General features: G+C 58.6%; 17 protein-coding genes. 8 read left to right on the top strand and 9 right to left on the bottom strand.

Annotation, left to right across the window (positions count from 1 at the left end):
• Positions 1-19: 19 nt before the first annotated feature.
• The 5 genes from JFU47_RS13210 to kdgD form a co-directional block, all read right to left on the bottom strand.
• The gene (locus tag JFU47_RS13210; RefSeq protein ID WP_140681569.1) at positions 20-961 is read right to left on the bottom strand and encodes an AEC family transporter; all 942 of its coding nucleotides are present in this window, start codon (positions 959-961) and stop codon (positions 20-22) included.
• A gap of 158 nt (positions 962-1,119) precedes the next feature.
• Entirely contained in the window at positions 1,120-2,673 is a 1,554-nt protein-coding gene (garD, locus tag JFU47_RS13215; RefSeq protein WP_201183433.1) for a galactarate dehydratase, read from the bottom strand.
• Between the two features lie 11 nt (positions 2,674-2,684).
• Entirely contained in the window at positions 2,685-4,142 is a 1,458-nt protein-coding gene (locus JFU47_RS13220; RefSeq protein WP_446739638.1) for an MFS transporter, read from the bottom strand.
• 75 nt (positions 4,143-4,217) lie between these two features.
• Positions 4,218-5,663 (bottom strand): aldehyde dehydrogenase family protein, encoded by a 1,446-nt coding sequence (locus JFU47_RS13225; RefSeq protein ID WP_201183438.1) that lies wholly within the window; start codon positions 5,661-5,663, stop codon positions 4,218-4,220.
• Positions 5,664-5,723: 60 nt separating this feature from the next.
• The gene (gene kdgD / locus JFU47_RS13230) at positions 5,724-6,635 is read right to left on the bottom strand and encodes a 5-dehydro-4-deoxyglucarate dehydratase (protein ID WP_046045831.1); all 912 of its coding nucleotides are present in this window, start codon (positions 6,633-6,635) and stop codon (positions 5,724-5,726) included.
• Between the two features lie 238 nt (positions 6,636-6,873).
• Here kdgD and JFU47_RS13235 point away from each other — a divergent pair, with 238 nt between their 5' ends.
• Positions 6,874-8,190: a phospholipase gene (locus JFU47_RS13235; RefSeq protein ID WP_201183439.1), complete on the top strand. Its 1,317-nt coding sequence runs from the start codon at positions 6,874-6,876 to the stop codon at positions 8,188-8,190.
• Positions 8,191-8,204: 14 nt separating this feature from the next.
• Complete coding sequence (locus JFU47_RS13240) at positions 8,205-8,396, top strand: hypothetical protein (RefSeq protein WP_140681577.1); 192 nt, start codon at positions 8,205-8,207, stop codon at positions 8,394-8,396.
• Positions 8,397-8,530: 134 nt separating this feature from the next.
• Here JFU47_RS13240 and JFU47_RS13245 read toward each other — a convergent pair whose 3' ends face one another.
• The 4 genes from JFU47_RS13245 to JFU47_RS13260 form a co-directional block, all read right to left on the bottom strand.
• On the bottom strand, positions 8,531-9,277 hold the full coding sequence (locus tag JFU47_RS13245; RefSeq protein WP_008148921.1) for a FadR/GntR family transcriptional regulator: 747 nt from the start codon (positions 9,275-9,277) through the stop codon (positions 8,531-8,533).
• 163 nt (positions 9,278-9,440) lie between these two features.
• Positions 9,441-11,168: an ABC transporter ATP-binding protein/permease gene (locus tag JFU47_RS13250; RefSeq protein ID WP_140893836.1), complete on the bottom strand. Its 1,728-nt coding sequence runs from the start codon at positions 11,166-11,168 to the stop codon at positions 9,441-9,443.
• Between the two features lie 97 nt (positions 11,169-11,265).
• Positions 11,266-11,832 (bottom strand): response regulator transcription factor, encoded by a 567-nt coding sequence (locus tag JFU47_RS13255; protein WP_008148925.1) that lies wholly within the window; start codon positions 11,830-11,832, stop codon positions 11,266-11,268.
• Positions 11,825-13,087 carry an ATP-binding protein gene (locus JFU47_RS13260; protein ID WP_095129467.1) on the bottom strand — a complete coding sequence of 421 codons (1,263 nt, stop codon included), beginning with the start codon at positions 13,085-13,087 and terminating at the stop codon, positions 11,825-11,827. The genes JFU47_RS13255 and JFU47_RS13260 overlap by 8 nt, the downstream gene beginning before the upstream one ends.
• A gap of 315 nt (positions 13,088-13,402) precedes the next feature.
• On the opposite strand from JFU47_RS13260, the gene JFU47_RS13265 reads away from it, so the two are divergent.
• The 6 genes from JFU47_RS13265 (at position 13,403) to JFU47_RS13290 (ending at position 23,535) form a co-directional block, all read left to right on the top strand.
• A complete protein-coding gene (locus tag JFU47_RS13265; RefSeq protein ID WP_201183442.1) occupies positions 13,403-14,119 on the top strand; it encodes an SIMPL domain-containing protein in 717 nt (238 codons plus the stop codon).
• A 758-nt stretch (positions 14,120-14,877) separates the two neighbouring features.
• Positions 14,878-16,479, top strand: a complete 1,602-nt coding sequence (locus JFU47_RS13270) for an ABC transporter substrate-binding protein (protein ID WP_201183444.1) — start codon at positions 14,878-14,880, stop codon at positions 16,477-16,479.
• Positions 16,480-16,738: 259 nt separating this feature from the next.
• Positions 16,739-18,364 carry an ABC transporter substrate-binding protein gene (locus JFU47_RS13275; RefSeq protein WP_123365253.1) on the top strand — a complete coding sequence of 542 codons (1,626 nt, stop codon included), beginning with the start codon at positions 16,739-16,741 and terminating at the stop codon, positions 18,362-18,364.
• A gap of 298 nt (positions 18,365-18,662) precedes the next feature.
• A complete protein-coding gene (locus tag JFU47_RS13280) occupies positions 18,663-20,264 on the top strand; it encodes an ABC transporter substrate-binding protein (protein ID WP_140893838.1) in 1,602 nt (533 codons plus the stop codon).
• Positions 20,265-20,437: 173 nt separating this feature from the next.
• Positions 20,438-21,859: an OprD family porin gene (locus tag JFU47_RS13285; protein WP_149630812.1), complete on the top strand. Its 1,422-nt coding sequence runs from the start codon at positions 20,438-20,440 to the stop codon at positions 21,857-21,859.
• A gap of 80 nt (positions 21,860-21,939) precedes the next feature.
• Positions 21,940-23,535, top strand: a complete 1,596-nt coding sequence (locus JFU47_RS13290) for an ABC transporter substrate-binding protein (RefSeq protein ID WP_201183447.1) — start codon at positions 21,940-21,942, stop codon at positions 23,533-23,535.
• Positions 23,536-23,568 lie beyond the last annotated feature (33 nt).

Genomic DNA, 23,568 nt, shown 5'->3' on the forward strand with positions numbered 1-23,568 from the left:
AACACTGCAAATCCTGAAGCTAGATCCACCCGCCCCACTGCAACAGAAAGATCCCGAGGTTGGTGGTGACCGCCGCCATCAACGTGGTGATCACGATGATCGCTGCCGCCAGCTCATGATTGCCATTGGCCTGACGGGCCATGACAAAACTGGCCGCGGCGGTCGGGCTGCCGAAGTACAGGAACAAAATCCCCAACTCCGCACCACGAAAGCCGCAGAGCCACGCCCCCAGCGTCGCCAGAACCGGCAGGCCGATCATCTTCACCAGGCTTGAGCTGAGCGCCATATTGCCGCTTTTGCGCAGTGCCGCCAGCGACAGCGTGCCGCCGATGCAGATCAGTGCCAATGGCAGAGTGGTTTGCGCCAGGTATTGGCCGGACGTCTCCAGCCATCCCGGCAAGCTGATCTTAAAGTAGGCAAACGGCGCCGCGGCAAACACGCTGATGATCAGCGGATTGACCATCACGCTTTTGCAGATGCTCCAAGGGTCGGACTTGATCACCGGGCTGTATACCGCCAGCACAATAGTCGAGAGCGTGTTGTAAAACAGGATCACCAACGCCGCCAGAATCGCTCCGAGGGAAATCCCGTAGTCGCCGTACATGCTTGCCGCCAGCGCCAGCCCGATGACCCCGTTGTTGCCGCGAAAGGCGCCCTGGGTGTAGATCCCCCGGTCTTCCCGCGGGCACTTCCAGATCGCCCAACCCCAGGCGATGGCGAAACACGCCAGAGTGGCGAGCGAGAAGTAGATGAGCAGCGCCGGTTGCAACGCGGCGTGCAGGTCGGCATGCAGGATGCCCAGAAACAACAACGCCGGCATGGTGACGTTAAACACCAGGGCCGACGCCGTGTGGATGAAGTTGTCGTTGATCCAGTCGATGCGCTTGAGCAGCACCCCCAGGAACAGCATGGCAAACACCGGCGCGGTGATGTTCAGGGTTTCGAGGAAGATAGCCAGCATGCCGGGAATAACCTTGGGTGAGCGTCGTTAGGGGGCTAATGATAAGCCACTAGGGACTCCGGCGTCTGGTAGACCGCTTTCGCGAGCAGGCTCGCTCCCACAAGGGAATGCATTCAAATGTGGGAGCGAGCCTGCTCGCGAAGAACGATAACGCGGTCTTACGTGATGGGTGCAGGGTTGAACAAGGTGATGTCGTTATGCAGTTTGTGCTTCTCGGCCCACGTCTGCTTCTTCCCGCTAGCCACATCCAGATAGTAGTGAAACAACTCCCAGCCAAGGTCTTCAATCGAGGCGCGCCCGGTCGCGATCCGCCCGGCATCGATGTCGATCAAATCCGGCCAACGTTGCGCCAGCTCGGTCCGGGTCGACACCTTCACCACCGGCGCCATCGCCAAACCATATGGCGTGCCACGCCCGGTAGTGAACACGTGCAGGTTCATCCCCGCCGCCAATTGCAACGTCCCGCAGACAAAATCACTGGCCGGGGTCGCACAGAAGATCAGCCCTTTGCGCTTGAACCGCTCGCCAGGACCCAGCACCCCGTTGATCGCGCTGCTGCCGGATTTGACGATAGAGCCCAGCGACTTCTCGACAATGTTCGACAACCCGCCCTTCTTGTTGCCCGGCGTGGTGTTGGCGCTGCGATCCGCTTCGCCTTTGGCCAGGTAACGGTCGTACCAGTCCATCTCGCGCACCAGTTCCTGAGCGACTTCCTCGGTTTCCGCACGGGACGTGAGCAGGTAAATCGCGTCGCGCACTTCGGTGACTTCGGAAAACATCACCGTCGCACCCGCGCGCAATAACAGGTCCGAGGCATAACCCAACGCCGGGTTGGCGGTGATGCCGGAAAACGCATCGCTGCCACCGCACTGCATGCCGAGAATCAGCTCGGACGCCGGCACGGTTTCCCGGCGACGTTGATCGAGCTTCTTCAAGCGGGTTTCGGCCAGCGCCATGATCTGCTCGATCATCTCGGTGAAACCGTGACTCGAATCCTGCAAGCGGTACAACCACGGATCGCTCAAATCCACCGAGCTGTCGTTCTCGTGCATCACCTGTCCGGCCTGCAATTTCTCGCAGCCCAGGCTGATGACCAACGCTTCGCCACCCAGGTTCGGGTTACGCGCCAGATTGCGCACGGTACGGATCGGGATGTACGCGTCAGTCGCGGTAATCGCCACGCCACAGCCGTAGCTATGGGTCAGCGCCACCACGTCATCGACGTGCGGATACTTGGGCAGCAACTCGTCCTTGATGCGCTTGACCGCATGGTCCAGCACGCCGGTGACGCACTGAACCGTGGTGGTAATCCCGAGAATGTTGCGCGTGCCGACGGTGCCGTCGGCATTGCGATAACCCTCGAACGTGAAGCCTTCCAGCGGTGCCTGTGCCGCCGGCACTTCGGTGGACAGCGGCAAGCTGTCCAGCGGTGGCGCGGTGGGCATGCGCAGTTGATCTTCCTTGACCCAGCTGCCGCGCGGAATCGGCTGCAACGCGTAGCCAATGTTCTGCCCGTAACGAATCACCTGGCCGCCCTCGGGAATGTCTTCCAGGGTGACCTTGTGGCTCTGCGGCACGAAATCCACGGTGACCAGGCCGTCCGGAAACTCGGTGCCGGCTGGCACGCCTTGGTCATTGACCACAATCACTACGTTATCCCGCTCGTGCAGGCGGATGTAGCGCGGCGAGTCGGAATGTTCAATCAACTGCATGACGCCGCTCCTCAGGAATGCGCTTGAGACAATTTGTTATGGGTTTCAGGACCGCTGACTGGCGGTTCCTTGAGTACCACACGCTTGATCGGACCGACGATAACCAGATAGCTGAACACCGCGACCAGGGCGTTGCAACCGACAAACACCAACGCCCATTTGAACGACCCGGTGGAGCTGATGATGTAACCGATAACGATCGGGGTGGTGATCGAGGCGATGTTGCCGAACATGTTGAACAGGCCGCCACTCAAGCCGGCGATCTGTTTCGGTGAGGTGTCGGACACCACCGCCCAGCCCAGAGCACCCACACCTTTACCGAAGAACGCCAGGGCCATGAAGCCGACGACCATCCATTCGATGTCCACATAGTTGCAGGCCACGATGCTGCTGGAGACCAGCAAGCCGGCAATGATCGGCGCCTTGCGGGCGAAGGTCAGGGAATGGCCTTTGCGCAGCAGGTAGTCGGAAATCACGCCGCCGAGCACACCACCGATAAAGCCGCAGATCGCCGGCAACGAGGCAATGAAACCTGCCTTGAGGATGGTCATGCCGCGTTCTTGCACCAGGTACACCGGGAACCAGGTCAGGAAGAAGTAGGTGATGCCGTTGATGCAGTACTGGCCCAGATACACGCCGAGCATCATGCGATTGGTGAGCAACTGGCGGATGTAGTCCCACTTCGGACCGTCGACTTTTTTGCCTTTGCCTTTGTCCTGGTCCATGTCGACCATGCCGCCGTTGTCGGCGATGTGCTTGAACTCGGCGTCGTTGATCATCGGGTGTTGGCGCGGGCTGTGGATAACCTTCAGCCAGATCCCCGAGAAGATGATGCCGATCACGCCCATGACGATGAACACGTGCTGCCAGCCGAAGCTGTAAACGATCCAGCCCATCAGCGGCGCAAACAACACGGTAGCGAAGTATTGCGCCGAGTTGAAAATCGCAGACGCCGTACCGCGTTCAGCGGTCGGGAACCAGGCCGCAACGATGCGTGCGTTGCCGGGGAAAGATGGCGCTTCAGCCAGGCCCACCAGGAAGCGCAGCATGAACAGCGCAACCACCGCCGTGGACATGCCGAACTCACCGACATAACCCTGCAGCACGGTGAACAGCGACCAGGTGAAAATGCTTAAAGCGTAAACTTTTTTCGAACCAAAACGGTCCAGCAGCCAGCCACCGGGAATTTGCCCGGCCACGTAGGCCCAACCGAATGCGGAGAAGATATAACCGAGGGTGACCGCGTCGATACCGAGGTCTTTTTGCAGGCTGGAGCCCGCGATGGCGATGGTAGCCCGGTCGGCGTAGTTGATCGTGGTCACCAGAAAAAGCATGAACAAAATCAAATAGCGGACGTGGGTCGGCTTGGTCGCTTGCATGTAGATGTACTCCCACTGATTATTTTTATGCGCGGGTGAATCTTTGGTTTTTCTGTGGGAGCAAGCCTGCTCGCGATGGTGGTCAACGATGACGCGGGGCATCAGGTTTACCGCCGCGTCCTCAAGACCTTCGCGAGCAGGCTCGCTCCCACAGAGGGTATTGCGTTACGAACCGATGTAGCTGGTCTTCACCACGGTGTAGAACTCTTGCGCGTAGCGACCTTGCTCGCGGGACCCATAGGATGAACCTTTACGCCCACCGAATGGAACGTGGTAATCCACGCCCGCCGTCGGCAGGTTGACCATCACCATCCCGGCCTGGGAATGGCGTTTGAAGTGGTTGGCGTACTTCAGCGACGTGGTGGCGATGCCCGCCGACAGACCGAACTCGGTGTCGTTGGCCATGGCCAACGCGGCCTCGTAATCCGCTACGCGAACAACGTTGGCCACCGGGCCGAAGATCTCTTCACGGCTGATGCGCATCGCAGCTTCGCTGTCGGCAAACAGGGTTGGCGCGAGGTAATAGCCTTCGGTATCGCAGGTCACCAGACCACCGCCGCTGACCAGACGTGCACCTTCGGACTGGCCGATGTCGATGTACTTCAGGTCCTGTTCAAGCTGCGCTTGCGAGACAACCGGACCGATGTCGGTGCCGGTTTTCAGCGCGTGACCAACCTTGATCGACTTCATGCGCTCAGCCACGGCTTCAACGAACTTGTCGTGAATCCCGGCGGTGACGATGAAGCGGCTCGAGGCGGTGCAACGCTGGCCGGTGGAGTAGAACGCGCTCTGTACCGACAGCTCGACCGCTTGCTTGAGGTCGGCGTCATCGAGAATGATCTGCGGGTTCTTGCCGCCCATTTCCAGCTGAACCTTGGCCTGGCGCGACACGCAGCTGACCGCGATCTGACGACCCACACCGACGGAACCGGTAAAGCTGATGCCATCGACTTTCGGGCTCTGCACCAGTGCATCACCCACCACACGACCGCTGCCCATCACCAGGTTGAACACGCCGGCCGGGAAGCCTGCGCGGGAGATGATTTCTGCCAGCGCCCAAGCGCAACCCGGCACCAGATCCGCCGGTTTCAGCACGACGCAGTTGCCGTAGGCCAGGGCCGGGGCGATTTTCCACGCAGGGATGGCAATCGGGAAGTTCCATGGCGTGATCAGACCGACCACACCCAGCGCTTCGCGAGTGACTTCAACGTTCACACCCGGACGTACCGACGGCAAGTAGTCGCCGGACAGGCGCAGGCATTCACCGGCGAAGAACTTGAAGATGTTGCCGGCGCGAGTCACTTCACCGATGGCTTCGGGCAGGGTCTTGCCCTCTTCCCGGGCCAGCAAGGTGCCGAGTTCTTCGCGGCGAGCGAGAATTTCGCTGCCGACTTTATCCAGCGAATCGTGGCGAGCCTGGATGCCCGACGTGGACCAGGCCGGGAACGCGGCGCGAGCGGCGTCGATGGCGGCGTGAACCTGAGCCAGATCAGCCTTGGCGTACTCGCCGATGGTGTCGGTCAACTCCGACGGGTTGATGTTGGTGGAGTAGTCGGCGCCGGCAACCCATTGGCCACCGATGTAGTTATCAAAACGCTTTGCATTTGCCACGGGATGTTCTCCTCACGCAAAAGGCCGCTGAATACTCAGCGGCCTTGTTAATCGGGTGTGTTACTGCGCACCTTGCTTGTCGATCAGCGCGGCGAGCATTTCGTACTCTTCGCCCGTCAGATCGGTCAGCGGCGCACGCACAGGACCTGCGTCATAGCCGACAATTTTTGCCCCGGCCTTGACGATGCTCACCGCGTAACCGGCTTTGCGGTTACGGATGTCCAGGTACGGCAGGAAGAAGTCATCAATGATCTTGCCGACGGTGGCGTGATCTTCGCGGGCAATGGCGTGGTAGAAATCCATCGCGGTTTTCGGGATGAAGTTGAACACCGCCGAGGAGTAAACCGGTACGCCCAGTGCCTTGTAGGCTGCGGCGTAGACTTCAGCGGTCGGCAAACCGCCCAGGTAGCTGAAGCGATCACCGAGACGGCGACGGATCGACACCATCAACTCGATATCGCCCAGGCCGTCCTTGTAGCCGATCAGGTTCGGGCAGCGCTCGGCCAGACGTTCCAGCAGCGGCGCGGTCAGGCGGCAGACGTTGCGGTTGTAAACCACCACGCCAATTTTCACCGATTTGCACACGGCTTCAACGTGGGCGGCAACGCCGTCCTGGCTGGCTTCGGTCAGGTAGTGCGGCAGCAACAACAGGCCTTTGGCGCCCAGACGCTCGGCTTCCTGTGCGTATTCGATGGCTTGACGAGTCGAACCGCCAACGCCGGCCAGAATCGGCACGCTGGTTTCGCAGGTGTCGACGGCAGTCTTGATGATTTCCGAATATTCGCTGGCCGCCAGAGAGAAGAACTCACCGGTGCCGCCCGCGGCGAACAATGCCGAGGCGCCGTATGGGGCCAGCCATTCGAGACGTTTGATGTAGCCCGCGCGATGGAAGTCGCCCTGAGCATTGAAATCGGTAACCGGGAAAGACAGCAGACCGGAAGAGAGGATGGACTTCAGTTCTTGTGGATTCATTATTCGAACACCCTGGGTAGCGACGTATGTGTGTGAGAAAACCGTTCAGCCTGCGCTGAAGTTGTAGGTCATCGTACAACTTAAATAATAACCGTCAACTGCATTTCATCGCCAACCGCAGAATTTAAGTCGGAAAGGTATTTTCTTGACGTAGGAAATTTCTCATCTATGATTCAGATAACTGTATATGCATACAGTTATTTTTTGATCGTACCGACGACATATCAAGGAGATAGAAATGTCAGGTCTACACGCACAACCGAAGGAAAAACCAAAACACGTCATTGCCGAACTGGATGATCTTTTTACCGAGCATGGCATCCCTCTCATCGGGGAAAACCAACACGTGGTCTTGCAGATTGCTGATCATCACAGCGCTACGACTCCCCTTCCCGCACCTGCGCCCACTGCCTCCGGCAAAGCCCTGAAAGGCAAGCCACAACTGAGGTTCGAGGGTGGCGAACACACTGCAATCGGCGACAGCACCCTGCTGCGTTTCGTCAAGGACGCACCGGCTATCCCCGCTTCGCAGGTGGAACTGCATTTACCCAATGGGCTGGCACTGACCTACGGCCAGGTCGTTGCGCTGGGGGGTGATTTCTATGGAGTTCCCGATCAACCGATCAGCGAAGGCGCGACAGCCGCAGACCGAATCCAGCGTTTTACCAATGCCTTCAACTCGCTGGCCGTGCTGCCTGCTTCTAACGCTGAGGCCAAGTTGATTCTCGGCGTGATGCAAAAGGAAATCGCCGCGATCAAGCAGGCGATCCAGGACGGTAAAGAACCTCATGAGGCTTATGACGCCCTCGGTGATACGTTGTCGGAGGAGTGGAACAAGATCACCGGCGGCGGCAGTGTCGTCTCGGCGTTGTTCCCCTTTGGCCGCTACCTGAAACTGGCCGCCAACAATGCCGATCACTTCGCCGAATGGGCGCTGCTGGCCTATATCGCCGGGCACACCGCGGCGGTGCAACAAGCGCTGTTGGCCCACGCCAGTGGCGATGAAAAGCAGCTGGAGCTGGCCTATGCGATGAACGCTTTTGCCGATCACTACCTGACCGACCTGTTTTCCGCGGGCCACCTGCGAGTGCCACGCAAACAATTGGCAGCGGTGGTCACGCCGAGCGATCTGGGTTCGTTGATCACGCGCTTCATGCACGACGAAGACAGCAAATTCGGCCTCAATGTGCGCAATGGCAACGGCGATCAATGGCGCGCGTACGGGGACAAACGCTACTTCGACGCCCTCTCCAGCGCCAATCGCACCCAGGTAAACCAGGCGGTGCAGGTGTCTGCAGATGAAGTGTTCGCGGCTTATCTCAGCGGAATCGCTCCGTCGGCCGCCAATTTCGGCGCCTTGAAAAAGCTGCCTGATCTGCAAGCAGTACTGAACCTGCCGACCAACTTCTCGCCGCTGTTCAGGGTCGAGGGCAACAAGGTGCTGCGGCGCAAGGACGTCAACAACCTGAACGACACTGCCACCGTGGATGACTGGTGGGGCTGGAGCACTTATTTGCTGCTCAAGGATTACAAACCCACTGGCAACGTTGCCTGATAAGGAGATCGATGATGACTATCAAATTGAAACTGGAATTGGCTTCGGGGCAATCGCTGAAGGGTGCGCCGTTGGAGTTGCTGGCCAAGGGAGTGCCGATTGCCCGGGCGGTGGTTGATGAGCATGGGCATGTGGCATTCGATGCCAAGGCTGGGGCTTCTGAGTGGGCCGTGAGGGTGGATCGTTCGATTCTCAGTACCGGCTGATTCCACGTACCTGATCGTTCCCACGCTCCCGCATGGGAATGCCTCTTGTGACGCTCTGCGTCACGCTTTGGGACGCGGAGCGTCCCGGGCTGCATTCCCACGCAGAGCGTGGGAACGATCTAACCTGCAGACCTTCAGCGCTGCGCCTCTGCCTCTTCATGCGCATGGCGCAGCCGCTCCCGGCTATTCGTCAGATGCAACCGCATCGCCGCACGCGCCGCATCCGAATCCTGGCGGGCAATCGCATCGTAAATCTCTTCGTGCTCACGGCTCAGACGATTCATGTAGTGCTGTTGGTCGTCATGGGCCAGGCGCGCCGAGTTCAGCCGCGTGCGCGGAATGATGCTGGTGCCCAGGTGGGTCATGATGTCGGTGAAATAGCGGTTGCCTGTCGCGAGAGCGATTTGCAGGTGGAACTGGAAGTCGGACGCCACGGCATCGCTGGCATGGGAGACACTTTCATTCAGCGCGTCCAACGCCGCGCGCATCAACGCCAGCTGCTCGGGGCTGCGACGCTGCGCGGCAAGGCCGGCGGACTCCACTTCGAGGCTGATGCGCAGTTCCAGAATCGCCAGCACGTCACGCAGTGTGACCACGGTCGCCGGGTCGATACGGAAGCCGCTCGGGCTTGGGGTGTCGAGCACGAAGGTGCCGATACCGTGACGGGTTTCCACTTGGCCTGCCGCCTGCAAACGGGAAATCGCTTCGCGCACCACGGTGCGGCTGACGCCATGGGCATCCATGATCGCCGACTCGGTGGGCAACTTGTCGCCACGCTTGAGGTGACCGTCGCGGATCTGCTCGGACAGCACCGTCACCAGTTCCTGAGCGAGGCTGCGGCGCTTGCGAGGGAGGCGTGGTGCGTCGATCGGGTTTTCCATGGTGAACGTCTTTCTCGAAAGTTGCGGCTGAAACCGCATCATAGCTCAACGCGGTTGTACGATCACCACACCTCGTAGGAGCTGCCGAAGGCTGCGATCTTTTGACTTTGATTTTGAAGATCAAAAGATCGCAGCCTTCGGCAACTCCTACAGGATTGTGGTGTTATGCGGTCACGGTCTGGTCCACCAGATGGCCATTCTCGATACGAACATGCCGTGGATGGAACCGCTTCAGACTGCTGCGATGCCCGACGCTGACAATGCTCAACCCCGGGATCTCATCGATCAAGGCCTGATACAGCGACGCTTCGTCCTCTTCGTCCATCGCCGAGGTCGCTTCGTCCATGTACAGCCATTGCGGTGCATAGAGCAGCGCACGGGCAAAGGCCAGTCGCTGTTGCTCACCCGGCGACAGCATGCGTTGCCAGTGATTCGCTTCATCCAGACGCGCAACCAGGTGCGGCAAGCGGCAGGTTTCCAGCACGTGGACGTAGCGCTCGTGCGGGTAGGTGTCGCCGGGTTGTGGATAACTCAACGCCTCGCGCAAGGTGCCAATCGGCAGATAGGGTTTTTGCGGCAGGAACAAATAACGCGCCGCCGGCAGACGAATACTGCCGTGGCCAGCCGGCCACAAATGCCCCATCGCCCGCAGCAAGGTCGACTTGCCGCTGCCGGAACGGCCGCTGAGCATGACGCGCTCGCCCTCCTCCACGGTCATGTCGGCGTTGGTCAGCAGGTGACGACCATCCGCCAAATCGAGGCCAAGGTTATGCACTTTCAACACCGAGCCAAGGTTTTGCACATCAATCGCCGGCGCACGCTCTTCGTTGTCGGTCATGGCCTGGCGGAAACTCAGCAGACGATCACAGGTGGCGCGCCATTCGGCAAGGTCCTGGTACGCCGTGATGAACCAACTGAAGTTGTCCTGGACGTTAGCGAACGCCGAGTTGATTTGCATCAGCTCTCCCAGCTCGATCTTGCCAGCGAAGTAACGCGGCGAGGCGACCATGAACGGGAAGATGACTGCGATCTGCTCATAGCCGGACGTAAAGAAGGTCAGACGCTTGGACACTTTCATGATGTCCCAGAAGTTGTGCCAGACCATCCCGAAACGGCTGCTCAAGCGACGATTCTCATTAGGCTCGCCGTTGTACAGCGCAATGCTTTCGGCATTCTCGCGAACCCGCACCATGGAGAAACGCAGGTCGGCTTCGAAGCGTTGCTGGTTGTTGTTGAGGCCAATCAGGCGACGGCCAATCAAATGCGTCAGCCAACTGGCGACGGCGGCGTAAACCAGCGCGCACCAGAACATGTAACCGGGAATCGTGAAACCAAATACTTCGATACTGCCGGACACGCCCCACAGAATGATCGAGAACGATACGAGGCTGACGATGTTGCGAATCAACCCGAGCCCCAGGCCCAACGTGTTGGTGGTGAATTTATTGAGGTCTTCGGAAATCCGCTGGTCCGGGTTATCGGTGTAACCGCCTTGCTCCAGCTGGTAGTAATTCTTGTTTTCGAGCCAACGGGTAAAATGCTTCTCGGTGAGCCAGGCCCGCCAGCGAATCGTCAGCATCTGTGTCAGATAAAGCCGATACACCGCGCCAAGAATCGCCACCGCCGCGATACCGCAGAAATACAAGATCAACTGCCAGAAGGCTGCTTCGTCCTTTTTCTGCAGGGCATTGTAGAAATCCTTGTACCAACTGTTGATCCACACCGAAATCGCCACGCTGAACAGCGACAGCGCGATCACGGCGATCAGCAACGTCCAGGCCTTACCCTTCTCTTCGCTGCGCCAGTAAGGCGTGGTCATCGCCCAGACTTTGCGAAAAAACTGCCCGCGCACAGCATCGTTGACCGCGGAATATTCAGCGTTCTGATTCATGTATAAGGCTCGATAAAGAAAAGAACACACACGAACCGATCATAGATGATCGGTTCGGTTCCCCGCGAGGAGCGGCCTGCATTCATTCAGCGCAGGTTCAGCGACGAACGGGGCGCTTCTGCAGTTTGCGCTGCAGCGTGCGGCGGTGCATGCCCAGTGCGCGGGCAGTGGCGGAGATGTTGCCTTCGTGCTCGGTCAGCACGCGCTGGATGTGTTCCCACTGCAGGCGATCCACCGACATCGGGTTTTCCGGCACCAGCGTGTCGAGGTCGGCGTGCTCAGAGAGCAGCGCGGCCAGCACGTCATCGGCGTCCGCCGGTTTGCACAGGTAATTGCAGGCGCCGCGTTTGATCGCCTCGACGGCGGTGGCGATGCTCGAGTAACCGGTGAGGATCACCACGCGCATTTCCGGGTCCAGCTCAAGTAACTTGGGCAACAGCACCAGGCCAGAATCGCCGTCCATTTTCAGGTCCAGCGCGGCGTAGTCTGGCAGGTCAGCCTGAGCGATGGTCAGGCCTTCTTCGGCGGAACCGGCGGTGCTGACGCGAAAGCCACGACGGGCCATGGCGCGTGCCATCACCCGGGTGAACGTTGCGTCGTCGTCTACCAATAGCAAATGCGGCAGTTCTTCGCCTTCGCCTTCGACTTGAATCTCGTCACTCATGTTCGTCTCCTCGGGCGACACGGGGCAGGCGCAACTCGGTGAGCGTGCCGCCTTCCTCATGACTGTAGAGTTTCACTGAGCCGCCGGCGCGTGTCACGCTGGCCTTGCTCAAAAACAGGCCCAGGCCGAAACCTTTGCCCTTGGTGGTAAAAAACGGTTTGCCGATCTGTTCGGCGATGGCCAGCGGCACACCGGCGCCGTGGTCGCGGATGCTGATGGTCAAGTCCTCGGCATTCCAGTCCAGCGTCACTTGCAGGCCTTCCGGGCAAGCATCGGCGGCGTTGTTGAGCAAATTCAGCAGCGCCTGGGTCAGGTCCGGCGGCGGCGCCATGCGCGGCACGGTGCCTTGGCCCAAGCGCTGGAAGCGGTAACTGGCTTCCGGGCGCATCAGGTGCCAGCGGTTCAGGGCTTCGTCGAGCCAATCGGTGACGTCCTGCATCTCCACGGCCAATCGACGATTGGCCTCGGCGGCGCGCACCAGTTGCTGCAAGGTTTCTTTGCAGAGTTTGACCTGATCCTGCAGCACGCTCAGGTCGTCCTGCAACATCGGGTCGTGATGGTCCTGACGCATTTCCTTGAGCAACACACTCATAGTCGCCAGCGGCGTACCCAATTCATGGGCGGCACCGGCGGCCTGGGTGGCGACGGCCAGCAGTTGCTGATCGCGCAGGCCCTCTTCGCGACGGATGGCACGCAGTTCTTCCTGACGGCGCAGCTCTTCGGCCATGCGTGCAGCGAAGAAGGTGATGACCGCCGCGGCCAGGGCGAAACTCAGCCACATCCCATAGACCTGCAGGTTTTCCCGAGCGATCGGGAAGGTTTGCAGCGGGTAGAAGCGGGCCAGTAGCAAGGTGTACATCGTCAACGCGATACCGGACAGAATCACCGAATAACGCCACGGCAACGTCACGGCGGCGATGGTCAGCGGCACCAGGTAATAAGAGACGAAGGGGTTGGTCGAGCCGCCGGAGAAGTACAGCAAGGCACTGTGGATAAACAGGTCGCAGGCCAGTTGCACGGCGTATTCGAGTTCGGTTACCGGCCATGAGGTGCGCAGGCGAATCGCCGTGAACGCGCACAGCAACATCGAGCAACCGAGGGTCGCAGCCAGTTGGAACCAGGGCAGCGGTAGTAAGTCGAGCCAGTAGGCCAGGCCTACCGAACCGGCCTGAGCGGCCAACACCAATGTGCGGATGAACGTCAGCCGCCAGAGATTCTGGCGAGTTGCGGAAGTGATTTGAACGGGGGCGAGCATGAGCTCTCCTGATGAGCGCTCCAGGCGGATCGCACGGAGTATAACCAAGCGGGGAGCATGACAGGCAAAAGTGCGGCAAACGGCCACATGGCAGGAAGAATTGTGGTGTCTATAAGACCGCTATCGCGAGCAGGCTCGCTCCCACATTGAAATGCGTTCCCCTGTGGGAGCGAGCCTGCTCGCGATTGACCGCGCGGCGGTCACCTTCGATCTGTATAGAAGTTGTAACTGTGCGAACCGGATCATAAACGCTAGAGTCTGATGGTTTCACGCAGGCTCGGACCTTAACCCCTGCGCAACGTCCAAGGAGTTTTCATGCACAGTCTCAGCCGCAGCGCCGCCCTTCTTGCCCTTAGCGTTGGCACCGTCGCCAGCCTCCCGGCCCTGGCCGCCGACGAACTTCATTACAACCAGATCGCCCTGCGCGCCGAAGTCAGTCAGGAAGTGGCCCGCGACCTGATGATCGTGACCCTCTACACCGAAGAACAAAACACCGACCCGGCCAAACTTGCCGCCGACGTAAGCACCACCATGAACAAAGCGCTGGCCCAGGCCAAACAGGTCAAGGAAGTCACCCTGCGTCAGGGCAGTCGCAACAGTTACCCGATCTACGACACCAAGGGCCAGAAAATCACCGGCTGGCGCGAGCGCGCCGAACTGCGCCTGGAAAGCTCGGACTTTGCGGCACTGTCGAAACTGACCGGCGAACTGCTCACCGACCTGAAAATGGGGGGCATGGACTTCGCCATCGCCACACCAACCCGCAAGGCCAGCGAAGATGCACTGCTCAAAGACGCCGTCACCGCGTTTAAAGCCCGTGCGCAATTGGCTACCGATGCGTTGGGCGGCAAGGGGTACAAAATCGTTAACCTGAACTTGAACAGCAACGGTTATCCACAACCGTACATGCGCGCGCCAATGATGATGAAAGCGGCGAGCATGGACGGTGCACCGGTGACGCCGGAAGTTGAGGCTGGCACCAGTCAGGTCAGCATGACGGCGGATGGTTCGATTGAAGTGTTGATGCCTTGATTCGATAACCCGTACACAAAAACGGCGATCACCGAAGTGATCGCCGTTTTTTTATGCCACACCAAAACCCATGTAGTCCCTCTGTAGGAGTTGCCGAAGGCTTAAAAAGCGGAACGCGGAGCGTCCCAGGCTACATTCCCGCGCGGAGCGTGGAACGATCAAACGGTGTACATCTGCGAGGCATTGGTCGGCTGTAAGGCCGCCATCGTCGGAACGCCGCCCGGACCAAGCTCGCTCCCCCAGGAGATCGGCGTACGCCTTTCGCTCCTCACCACTCAACAGGCCGAGCGTTAGCTCGCCTGCAGCTTGTGATCTTGATCCACCCGCCCCTTCGGGAGGCTGAGTGGAGGTGTTCATCTGGGGGGCAGGCGCGCAGCGCCGTTCGACGAAGTCGAACACATCGAGAGGAGGTCGAAGCGAAGCCGACCGGAGGCGATGCCCCCAGATGAATACCGGAGCGAAGGAACGCCGAGCCTAGGCGAGGGGCCGGACGCTTGGGGCGAGCGTTTTTTTGCTTACTTTTTTTAGGCGTTTGTAAAAAAAGTGAGTCGCCGTAAGGGCGAAACCCTAAGTGGCCGTTACCGCAGAAATGGATATGTACACCTGAAAGAAAATGGTCGGCTATAAGGCCGCCATGTCACATAACCATCTTGAATATGCCGAGATAGAGGGGTCTCCCTCACAAATGGGTATTTCCGCGACTCCCGCCAACACCGCTACTCTCAGGAGAACACCACCGCACAGACCCCGGGGACTCCATGGAAAGAACCACCGTCAAACCACTCCTGCTCGCTCTCGCCCTCGCAACGACCGCCCCACTCGCCCAAGCCGCCACCACCCTGGTCTACTGCTCCGAAGCCAGCCCCGCCGGCTTCGACCCCAGCCAATACACCAGCGGCACCGACTTCGACGCCTCGGCCGAAACCGTCTTCAATCGCCTAACCCAATTCAAACGCGGCGGCACCGAAGTCGAACCCGGTCTGGCAACAAAATGGGAGGTATCCTCGGACGGCCTCAGCTACACCTTCCACCTGCGCGACGGCGTGAAATTCCACACCACCGACTACTTCACCCCGACCCGCGACTTCAACGCCGATGACGTGCTGTTCACCTTCCAACGCCTGCTCGACCCGGAGAACGCCTTCCGCAAAGCCTACCCCGCCGAGTCGCCGTACTTCACCGACATGGACCTGAACAAAACGATCAAGAGCGTCGACAAAATCGACGACCACACCGTGCGTTTCAGCCTGAACAACATCGACGCCGCTTTCATCCAAAACCTGGCCATGAGCTTCGCCTCGGTGCAATCCGCCGAGTACGGCGCCCAGTTACTAAAAGAAGGCAAAGCCGCGGACATCAACCAGAAACCCGTCGGCACCGGCCCGTTCGTGTTCAAGCGCTATCAAAAGGACTCGCAGATCCGCTACGCCGCCAACAAGGCTTACTGGAAACCCGAGGACGTGAAACTCGACAACCTGATCTTCTCGATCACCCCGGACGCTGCCGTTCGCTTGCAGAAACTCAAGGCCGGCGAATGCCAGGTGAGCGGCTACCCACGCCCGGCAGACATCGAAGTCATGGAGAAAGACCCGAATCTCACCGTGCTCAAACAAGCCGGGTTCAACCTTGGTTTCCTGGCCTACAACGTGACTCATCCACCGCTGGACCAGCTCAAGGTGCGCCAGGCCCTGGACATGGCCATCGATAAACCCGCGATCATCAAAGCTGTCTACCAAAGTGCCGGCCAACTGGCGCAGAACGCCCTGCCTCCCGCTCAATGGTCTTATGACCCAAGCATCAAGGACGCGCCCCACGACCCGACGAAAGCGAAGGCGCTACTGAAAGAAGCAGGGGTTGCACCCGGTACCACTATTAATCTGTGGGCCATGACCGTGCAGCGCGCATCCAACCCCAACGCTCGAATGTCGGCACAGATGATCCAGCAGGACTGGGAGAAAGTCGGGATCAAGGCCAACATCGTCAGCTATGAATGGGGCGAGTACATCAAACGCGCCAAAAATGGAGAACACGACGCGATGATTTACGGCTGGACCGGCGACAACGGCGACCCCGACAACTGGCTCGGCGTGCTCTACAGCTGCGCCGCGGTGAAAGGTAGCAACTACGCCAAGTGGTGCGACCCGGCGTACGACAAATTGATTCAGCAGGCCAAAGTGTCCACGGACAAACAGCAACGGGTCAATTTGTACCAACAGGCACAACAAATCCTTAAGCAACAAGTACCTATCACACCGATTGCCAACTCGACGGTGTTCCAGCCGCTGCGCAAGGAAGTCACCGACTTCAAGATCAGCCCGTTCGGCCTCACACCCTTCTATGGTGTGGGTATAAATAAGTAACACCGCGCTCTAACCGGGTGCGCCAGCCGCCCCGGTTGCCCTCTGTCGGTGCGCGATTTGCACTGAAAAAAACCTGCGCAAACGGTCAAATGCGCCTGAATTTATACAAATGCGACATTAAGGTACGTTCGTGCCACTGTTTAACGCCTGTGGTCGCTCCGGATCTTGCAATGGGTATGGCCCCTGCATAAGTATCCGCAGGCACGACTCACGAGGTCGTCCTCTAATTCCAAAAATGACAACAAATCATGAGGCCACCATGCTTAAACACGCGGTCATTCCGTTTTTAGTCGGCGCAGGCTTGTTAGCTAGCGCACCTTTCGCCCAAGCGGCGACTAACCTGGTGTTTTGCTCCGAAGGGAGCCCGGCCGGTTTTGATCCTGGTCAGTACACCACCGGAACCGACTTCGACGCCTCTGCAGAAACCATGTTCAACCGCCTGACTCAGTTCGAGCGCGGCGGCACCGCCGTTATTCCTGGTTTGGCGACCAAATGGGACATCTCCGATGATGGCCTGACTTACACCTTCCACCTGCGTGAAGGTGTCAAGTTCCATACCACCCCGTACTTCAAGCCGACTCGTGAGTTCAACGCCGACGACGTGCTGTTCACCTTTAATCGCATGATTAACAAGGATGATCCGTTCCGTAAGGCGTACCCAACCGAATTCCCGTACTTCACCGACATGGGGATGGACACCAACATCACCAAGATCGATAAAGTCGACGACAAAACTGTCAAGTTCACCCTGAAAGAAGTCGACGCCGCGTTCATCCAGAACATGGCCATGAGTTTCGCTTCCGTCCAGTCCGCCGAGTACGCCGCCCAGCTGCTGAAAGAAGGCAAAGCCGCCGACATCAACCAGAAGCCGGTCGGCACTGGTCCGTTCGTGTTCAAGAGCTACCAGAAAGATTCCAACATCCGCTACACCGGGAACAAGGACTACTGGAAGCCTGACGACGTCAAGATCGACAACCTGATCTTCGCCATCACCACCGACCCGTCGGTACGTATCCAGAAGCTGAAGAAGAACGAGTGCCAGATCACTCTGTTCCCACGTCCGGCCGACCTGAAGGCTCTTCAGGAAGACAAGACTCTGAAAGTGCCTAACCAGGCTGGTTTCAACCTGGGTTACATCGCCTACAACGTGATGGACAAGATCAAGGGCAGCGATCAGCCAAACCCGATGGCCCAACTGAAAGTGCGTCAGGCACTGGACATGGCCGTCAACAAGCAGCAGATCATCGACTCGGTTTACCAGGGTGCAGGTCAACTGGCCGTCAACGCCATGCCGCCGACCCAGTGGTCTTACGACACCACCATCAAGGATGCCCCGTACAACCCTGAGAAAGCCAAAGAGCTGCTCAAGGAAGCCGGCATCAAGGAAGGCACCGAGATCAACCTGTGGGCGATGCCGGTGCAGCGTCCGTACAACCCGAACGCCAAGCTGATGGCTGAAATGCTGCAGTCCGACTGGGCCAAGATCGGTATCAAGGCCAAGATCGTGACCTACGAGTGGGGCGAGTACATCAAGCGCTCCAAAGGCGGTGAAAACGGCGCGATGCTGATTGGCTGGAGCGGCGACAACGGTGACCCGGACAACTGGCTGAACGTGCTGTTCGGCTGCGATTCGCTGCAAGGCAACAACTTCTCCAAGTGGTGCGACAAGAAGTTCGACGGCATCGTGAAAGAAGCCAAGCGCACGACCGATCAGTCCAAGCGCACCGAACTGTACAAGCAGGCGCAACACGTCCTCAAAGATGCCGTTCCAATGACACCTATAGCTCACTCGACGGTGTTCCAACCCATGCGCGACAACGTGCAGGACTTCAAGATCAGCCCGTTTGGCTTGAACTCCTTCTACGGCGTCAGCGTCAGCAAATAAGGTTTTGCAGCGGCGACGTTTTTAACGTCGCCGCTGCTATATCTGCCGAGAAAGTAGGAATCCGCTGACATCCAAATCCACTGCCTCCTACAGCAGCGGTTTCGGACGCATTGCCTTTTCCCACGAGTCTTTCGGAATCTACGCATTTACTGCCAGACCCACGGCTCCTACCGTCGGGATCTGACCAGTTCGTGCGTGGGCTCTCGGTTGCTGCCTGGCATGGCTTGAGATCAGTGATGCCTCCACGTCCCCGGACGATGGCGAATCATTGAAAAACACATAAGAGAAAGGGAGCGTCATGCGCCATACCTTGGTTTTATCCGCATTGCTGGGCACCGGCCTGCTGGCCGCCACTTCCATCAGCCAGGCCGCCAATAACAGCCTGGTGTTCTGCTCCGAAGGCAGCCCCGCTGGCTTCGACACCGCGCAGTACACGACCGCGACCGACAATGACGCCGCCGAGCCGCTGTACAACCGACTGGCAGAGTTTGAAAAAGGCGCCACCAACGTCGTACCAGGCCTGGCCACTCGCTGGGATATTTCCGAGGACGGCCTCAAGTACACATTCCACCTACGCGAAGGGGTGAAATTTCACACAACCAAATACTTCACGCCGACCCGTGATTTCAATGCCGATGACGTGCTGTTCACGTTCAATCGCATGCTCGATCCGCAGCAACCTTTTCGTAAGGCCTATCCGACCGAGTTCCCGTATTTCAACGGGATGAGCCTGAACAAGAACATCGCCAAGGTCGAGAAGACCGGGCCGCTGACCGTGGTCATGACGCTCAACAGCGTGGACGCCGCGTTCATCCAGAACATCGCCATGAGCTTCGCCGCCATCCTGTCCGCCGAATACGCCGACAAACTGCTGGCCGAAGGCAAGCCGAGCGATATCAACCAGAAGCCGATCGGCACCGGGCCGTTCGTGTTCAAGAGCTACCAGAAAGATTCCAACATCCGTTACACCGGCAACAAGCAGTACTGGGACCCGAGCCGGGTCAAGCTTGAGAACCTGATTTTCGCCATCAACACCGATGCCTCGGTGCGGGTGCAGAAGCTCAAGGCCAACGAGTGCCAGATCACCCTGCACCCGCGCCCTGCCGACGTGACCGCACTGAAGAACGACCCGAAGCTCAAGCTCATCGAGAAGCCCGGTTTCAACCTCGGTTACATCGCCTACAACGTGCGCCACAAACCTTTCGACCAGCTCGAAGTGCGCCAGGCGCTGGACATGGCGGTGAACAAACAAGGGATTCTCAACGCCGTCTATCAAGGTGCCGGTCAACTGGCGGTCAACGCCATGCCACCGACCCAATGGTCCTACGACGAGACCATTAAAGACGCCGCCTACAACCCGGAAAAAGCCAAGGAATTGCTCAAGGCTGCCGGCGTGAAGGAAGGCACTGAAATTACTCTGTGGGCGATGCCGGTCCAGCGCCCTTACAACCCGAACGCCAAATTGATGGCCGAAATGCTCCAGGCTGACTGGGCAAAAATCGGCCTCAAAGTGAAGATCGTCAGCTATGAATGGGGCGAGTACATCAAGCGCACCAAGAATGGCGAGCATGACGTCAGCCTGATTGGCTGGACCGGTGACAATGGGGACCCGGACAACTGGCTCGGCACGCTTTACAGCTGCGACGCCATTGGCGGCAACAACTACTCCATGTGGTGTGATCCGGCTTACGACAAGCTGATCAAACAGGCCAAAGTCGTCACCGACCGCGACCAGCGCACCGTGCTTTACAAACAGGCGCAGCAGTACCTCAAGCAGCAGGTACCGATTACGCCAGTCGCCCACTCGACGGTTAACCAGCCGTTGAGCGCCAAAATCGAAGGATTCAAGGTGAGTCCTTTCGGTCGTAACGTGTTCTCGGGCGTCAGTATCGACCAATAACCGATTAGCCAAATCGCTGGGGGCGCATTGCGCCCTCACGCAAGCGTATTGCCGTAATTCGTCAATCTGGCCTACAGCAAACGTTTGCGATGCCTTGTATGAGTTCTAAACCAAATAGCCGGATCACCAAAAAAGACCGGCATTAAAAAAAAGAAAGAAAGGAGCTTCACCCCATGAAACTGAGTAGCACCGCGTTACTGGCCTTGGCCATCAGCAGCATCACGGCCACAGCGTACGCAGAACCTGCAAGTCAGGAGTTCGTCCCTACCACATTGGCCGGCAGTAGCGCCCAAAGCGAGGCCAAAGGCTTTATCGATGGACAAAGCCTGGGCGGCACAACGCGTAACTGGTATGCCAACGAACTGAAACGTCGTGACGACACCTTCAGCTACAAGAAAGACAGCGTGAAGCACGATCCAAACGCCCCGAAGACCAATACCCAACGTCGTATCAACTGGCTCCAGGGCACCATCGTTAATTACACCTCGGGCTTCACCCAAGGCACCGTCGGCGTCAGCACTGAAGTAGCGGCCTACAACGCCATCGCGCTGGACCGTGATCGTAAAGACATCGCCGGGGGCTCCAACCGCACCCTGGCAAACTCCACCGGTGACGCCGTAGACCAGTGGAGCAAACTGGGCCTGGCCAACGTCAAATTTCGTGTCTCGAACTCCACGTTGACCGCCGGTCGCCAGAACTTCAGCACGCCAATCGTCGACGTTATCGGCAACCGTCCGCTGCCTTCGAGCTTTGAAGGTATCAGCCTGCACAGCGAAGAATTCAACAACCTGTCGTTCGACCTGGCCGGTTTCGACCGCGTTTCGCCACGTACCGAACAGAGCCTGTCGAAGTTCCGCAGTGAGTATTCCGCCACCGGCGTTGAAACCGACAAGGTCTACACCGCAGGCGTGAACTACCAGCCGTTCAATAGCCTGAAAACCAGCCTATACGGCGCCAACGTCGAAGACTTCTGGAACCAGTACTACTTCGGCGCCACCCACGAACTGGGTGACAGCCAGGTAGTAAGCCTGACCACCGGCCTGAACTACTACAAAACCAAAGACACCGGCAAAAAGCTGATGGGCGACATCGACAACGATACTTACTCGCTGTCGCTCGGCCTGACTCACCAAGCCCATAGCCTGACCTTCTCGTACCAGGAAGTGAACGGTAACGAGTACTTCGACTACCTGCACGAAACCAACGGCATCTACCTGGCCAACTCCCTGCTGTCGGACTTCAACGGCCCGAACGAGAAGTCCTTCCAGATCGCCTACGGTCTGAACATGGCCGAATACGGCGTGCCAGGCCTGAAGTTCAACATCTACCAGGCTCGGGGCTGGGGTATTGACGGTACACACTACCGGGGTACTGCCTACACCGATCCGGGCGCACAACGCGGTGACCTGAGCCTGATGGACGGCGAAACCCACTACGAATACGGCATTGGCACCTCCTACGCCGTACAAAGCGGCCCACTCAAGGCCACCGCGATTCGCGCGACCTACACCACTCACCGCGCCAGCGAACATCAGGCTGACGGCAACATCAACGAGTTCCGTCTCGTGACCACCATCCCGTTCAACATTCTGTAATGAACCTGCCAAACGGCTGATTCAGTGACGAATCGGCCGTTCGGCTTTTGTCCTTTTAACCGATTGCAGAGGGTTCTTTGATGAAAATGCTTCCCCTACGTGCGGCCATCGCAGCCGCGTTGCTGAGTGTCGCTGTTGGCGTCTCGGCCAAACCCCTGGTGGTCTGCACCGAAGCCAGTCCGGAAGGCTTCGATATGGTCCAGTACACGACTGCAGTCACCGCCGATGCGGTGGCCGAAACCATCTTCAATCGTCTGGCGGACTTCAAGCCCGGCACCACTGAAGTGATTCCGGCACTGGCCGACTCCTGGGACATCAGCGAGGACGGTCTGACCTACACGTTCCACCTGCGCAAAGGCGTCAAGTTCCACACCACCGAATACTTCAAGCCGACCCGCGACATGAACGCCGACGACGTGGTCTGGAGCTTCCAGCGTCAGCTGGACCCGAACCACCCGTGGCACAAACTGTCGAGCGTGGGCTTCCCGTACTTTGAAAGCATGGGCTTCAAGGAACTGCTCAAAAGTGTCGAGAAGATCGACGACAATACGGTCACCTTCACCCTGACCCGCCGCGAAGCGCCGTTCCTGGCCGACATCGCCATGGCCTTCTCCTCGATCTACTCCGCAGAGTATGCCGACCAGCTGCTCAAGGCCAACAAGACCGGCGACCTGAACAACAAGCCTGTCGGCACCGGCCCGTTTGTTTTCCAGCGTTACAACAAGGACGCTCAAGTTCGCTTCAAGGCCAACCCGGATTACTTCCGTGGCAAGCCACCGGCTGATTCGCTGATCCTGGCCATCGCCACCGACAACAACGTGCGCCTGCAAAAACTGAAAGCCAACGAGTGCCAGATTGCGCTGTATCCCAAGCCAGATGACATTCCGAGCATCAAGAAAGACGCCAAGCTGAGTGTCGATGAACTGAACGCGATGACCGTCTCGTACATCGCCATGAACACCTCGCACAAGTACATGAGCGATGTGCGCGTACGTAAAGCCATCGACATCGCCTTCGACAAGGCCGCGTACGTCAACGCGCTGTTCGGCAAAGGCAATGCGACCGTAGCGGTCAATCCGTACCCGGACACCTTGTTGGGCTACAACCACGACCTGAAGAATCCGCCACGTGATCTGGACAAGGCTCGCGCCTTGCTCAAGGAAGCCGGCGTACCGGAAGGCACCACGTTCACTCTGTTCACCCGTAACGGCGGCGGTCCAACCAACCCGAACCCGATGCTCGGCGCGCAGATGATGCAGGCTGACCTGGCCCAGGTCGGGATCAAGATCGATATTCGCGTCATGGAATGGGGCGAAATGCTCAAACGCGCGAAAAATGGCGAACACGACATGGTTTCCGCCGGATGGGCGGGCGATAACGGCGACCCGGATAACTTCCTGACGCCTATGCTCAGTTGCGAGGCCGCCAAAAACGGCGAAAACTACGCACGCTGGTGCAACGAGAAGTTCCAGACGCTGATCGATGAAGCCAGGGCTAAAGTGAACCCGGCGGAACGCGCAGCGCTCTACGAGCAAGCCCAGGAGGTTTTCAATCAGGACCAGCCATGGATCAGCATGGCGCACACCCGTATGTTCACCGCAATGCGCAACAACGTAGAGGGCTATCACATTAGCCCCCTCACCACTAATAACTTCGCCACCACCCAGGTGAAGTAGATAAGAAACTACCGGCATTCCTGACCCAGGAAT

Origin of the sequence: Pseudomonas sp. TH39(2020) (assembly GCF_016650715.1) — a bacterium.
Lineage (GTDB): Bacteria > Pseudomonadota > Gammaproteobacteria > Pseudomonadales > Pseudomonadaceae > Aquipseudomonas > Aquipseudomonas mandelii_C.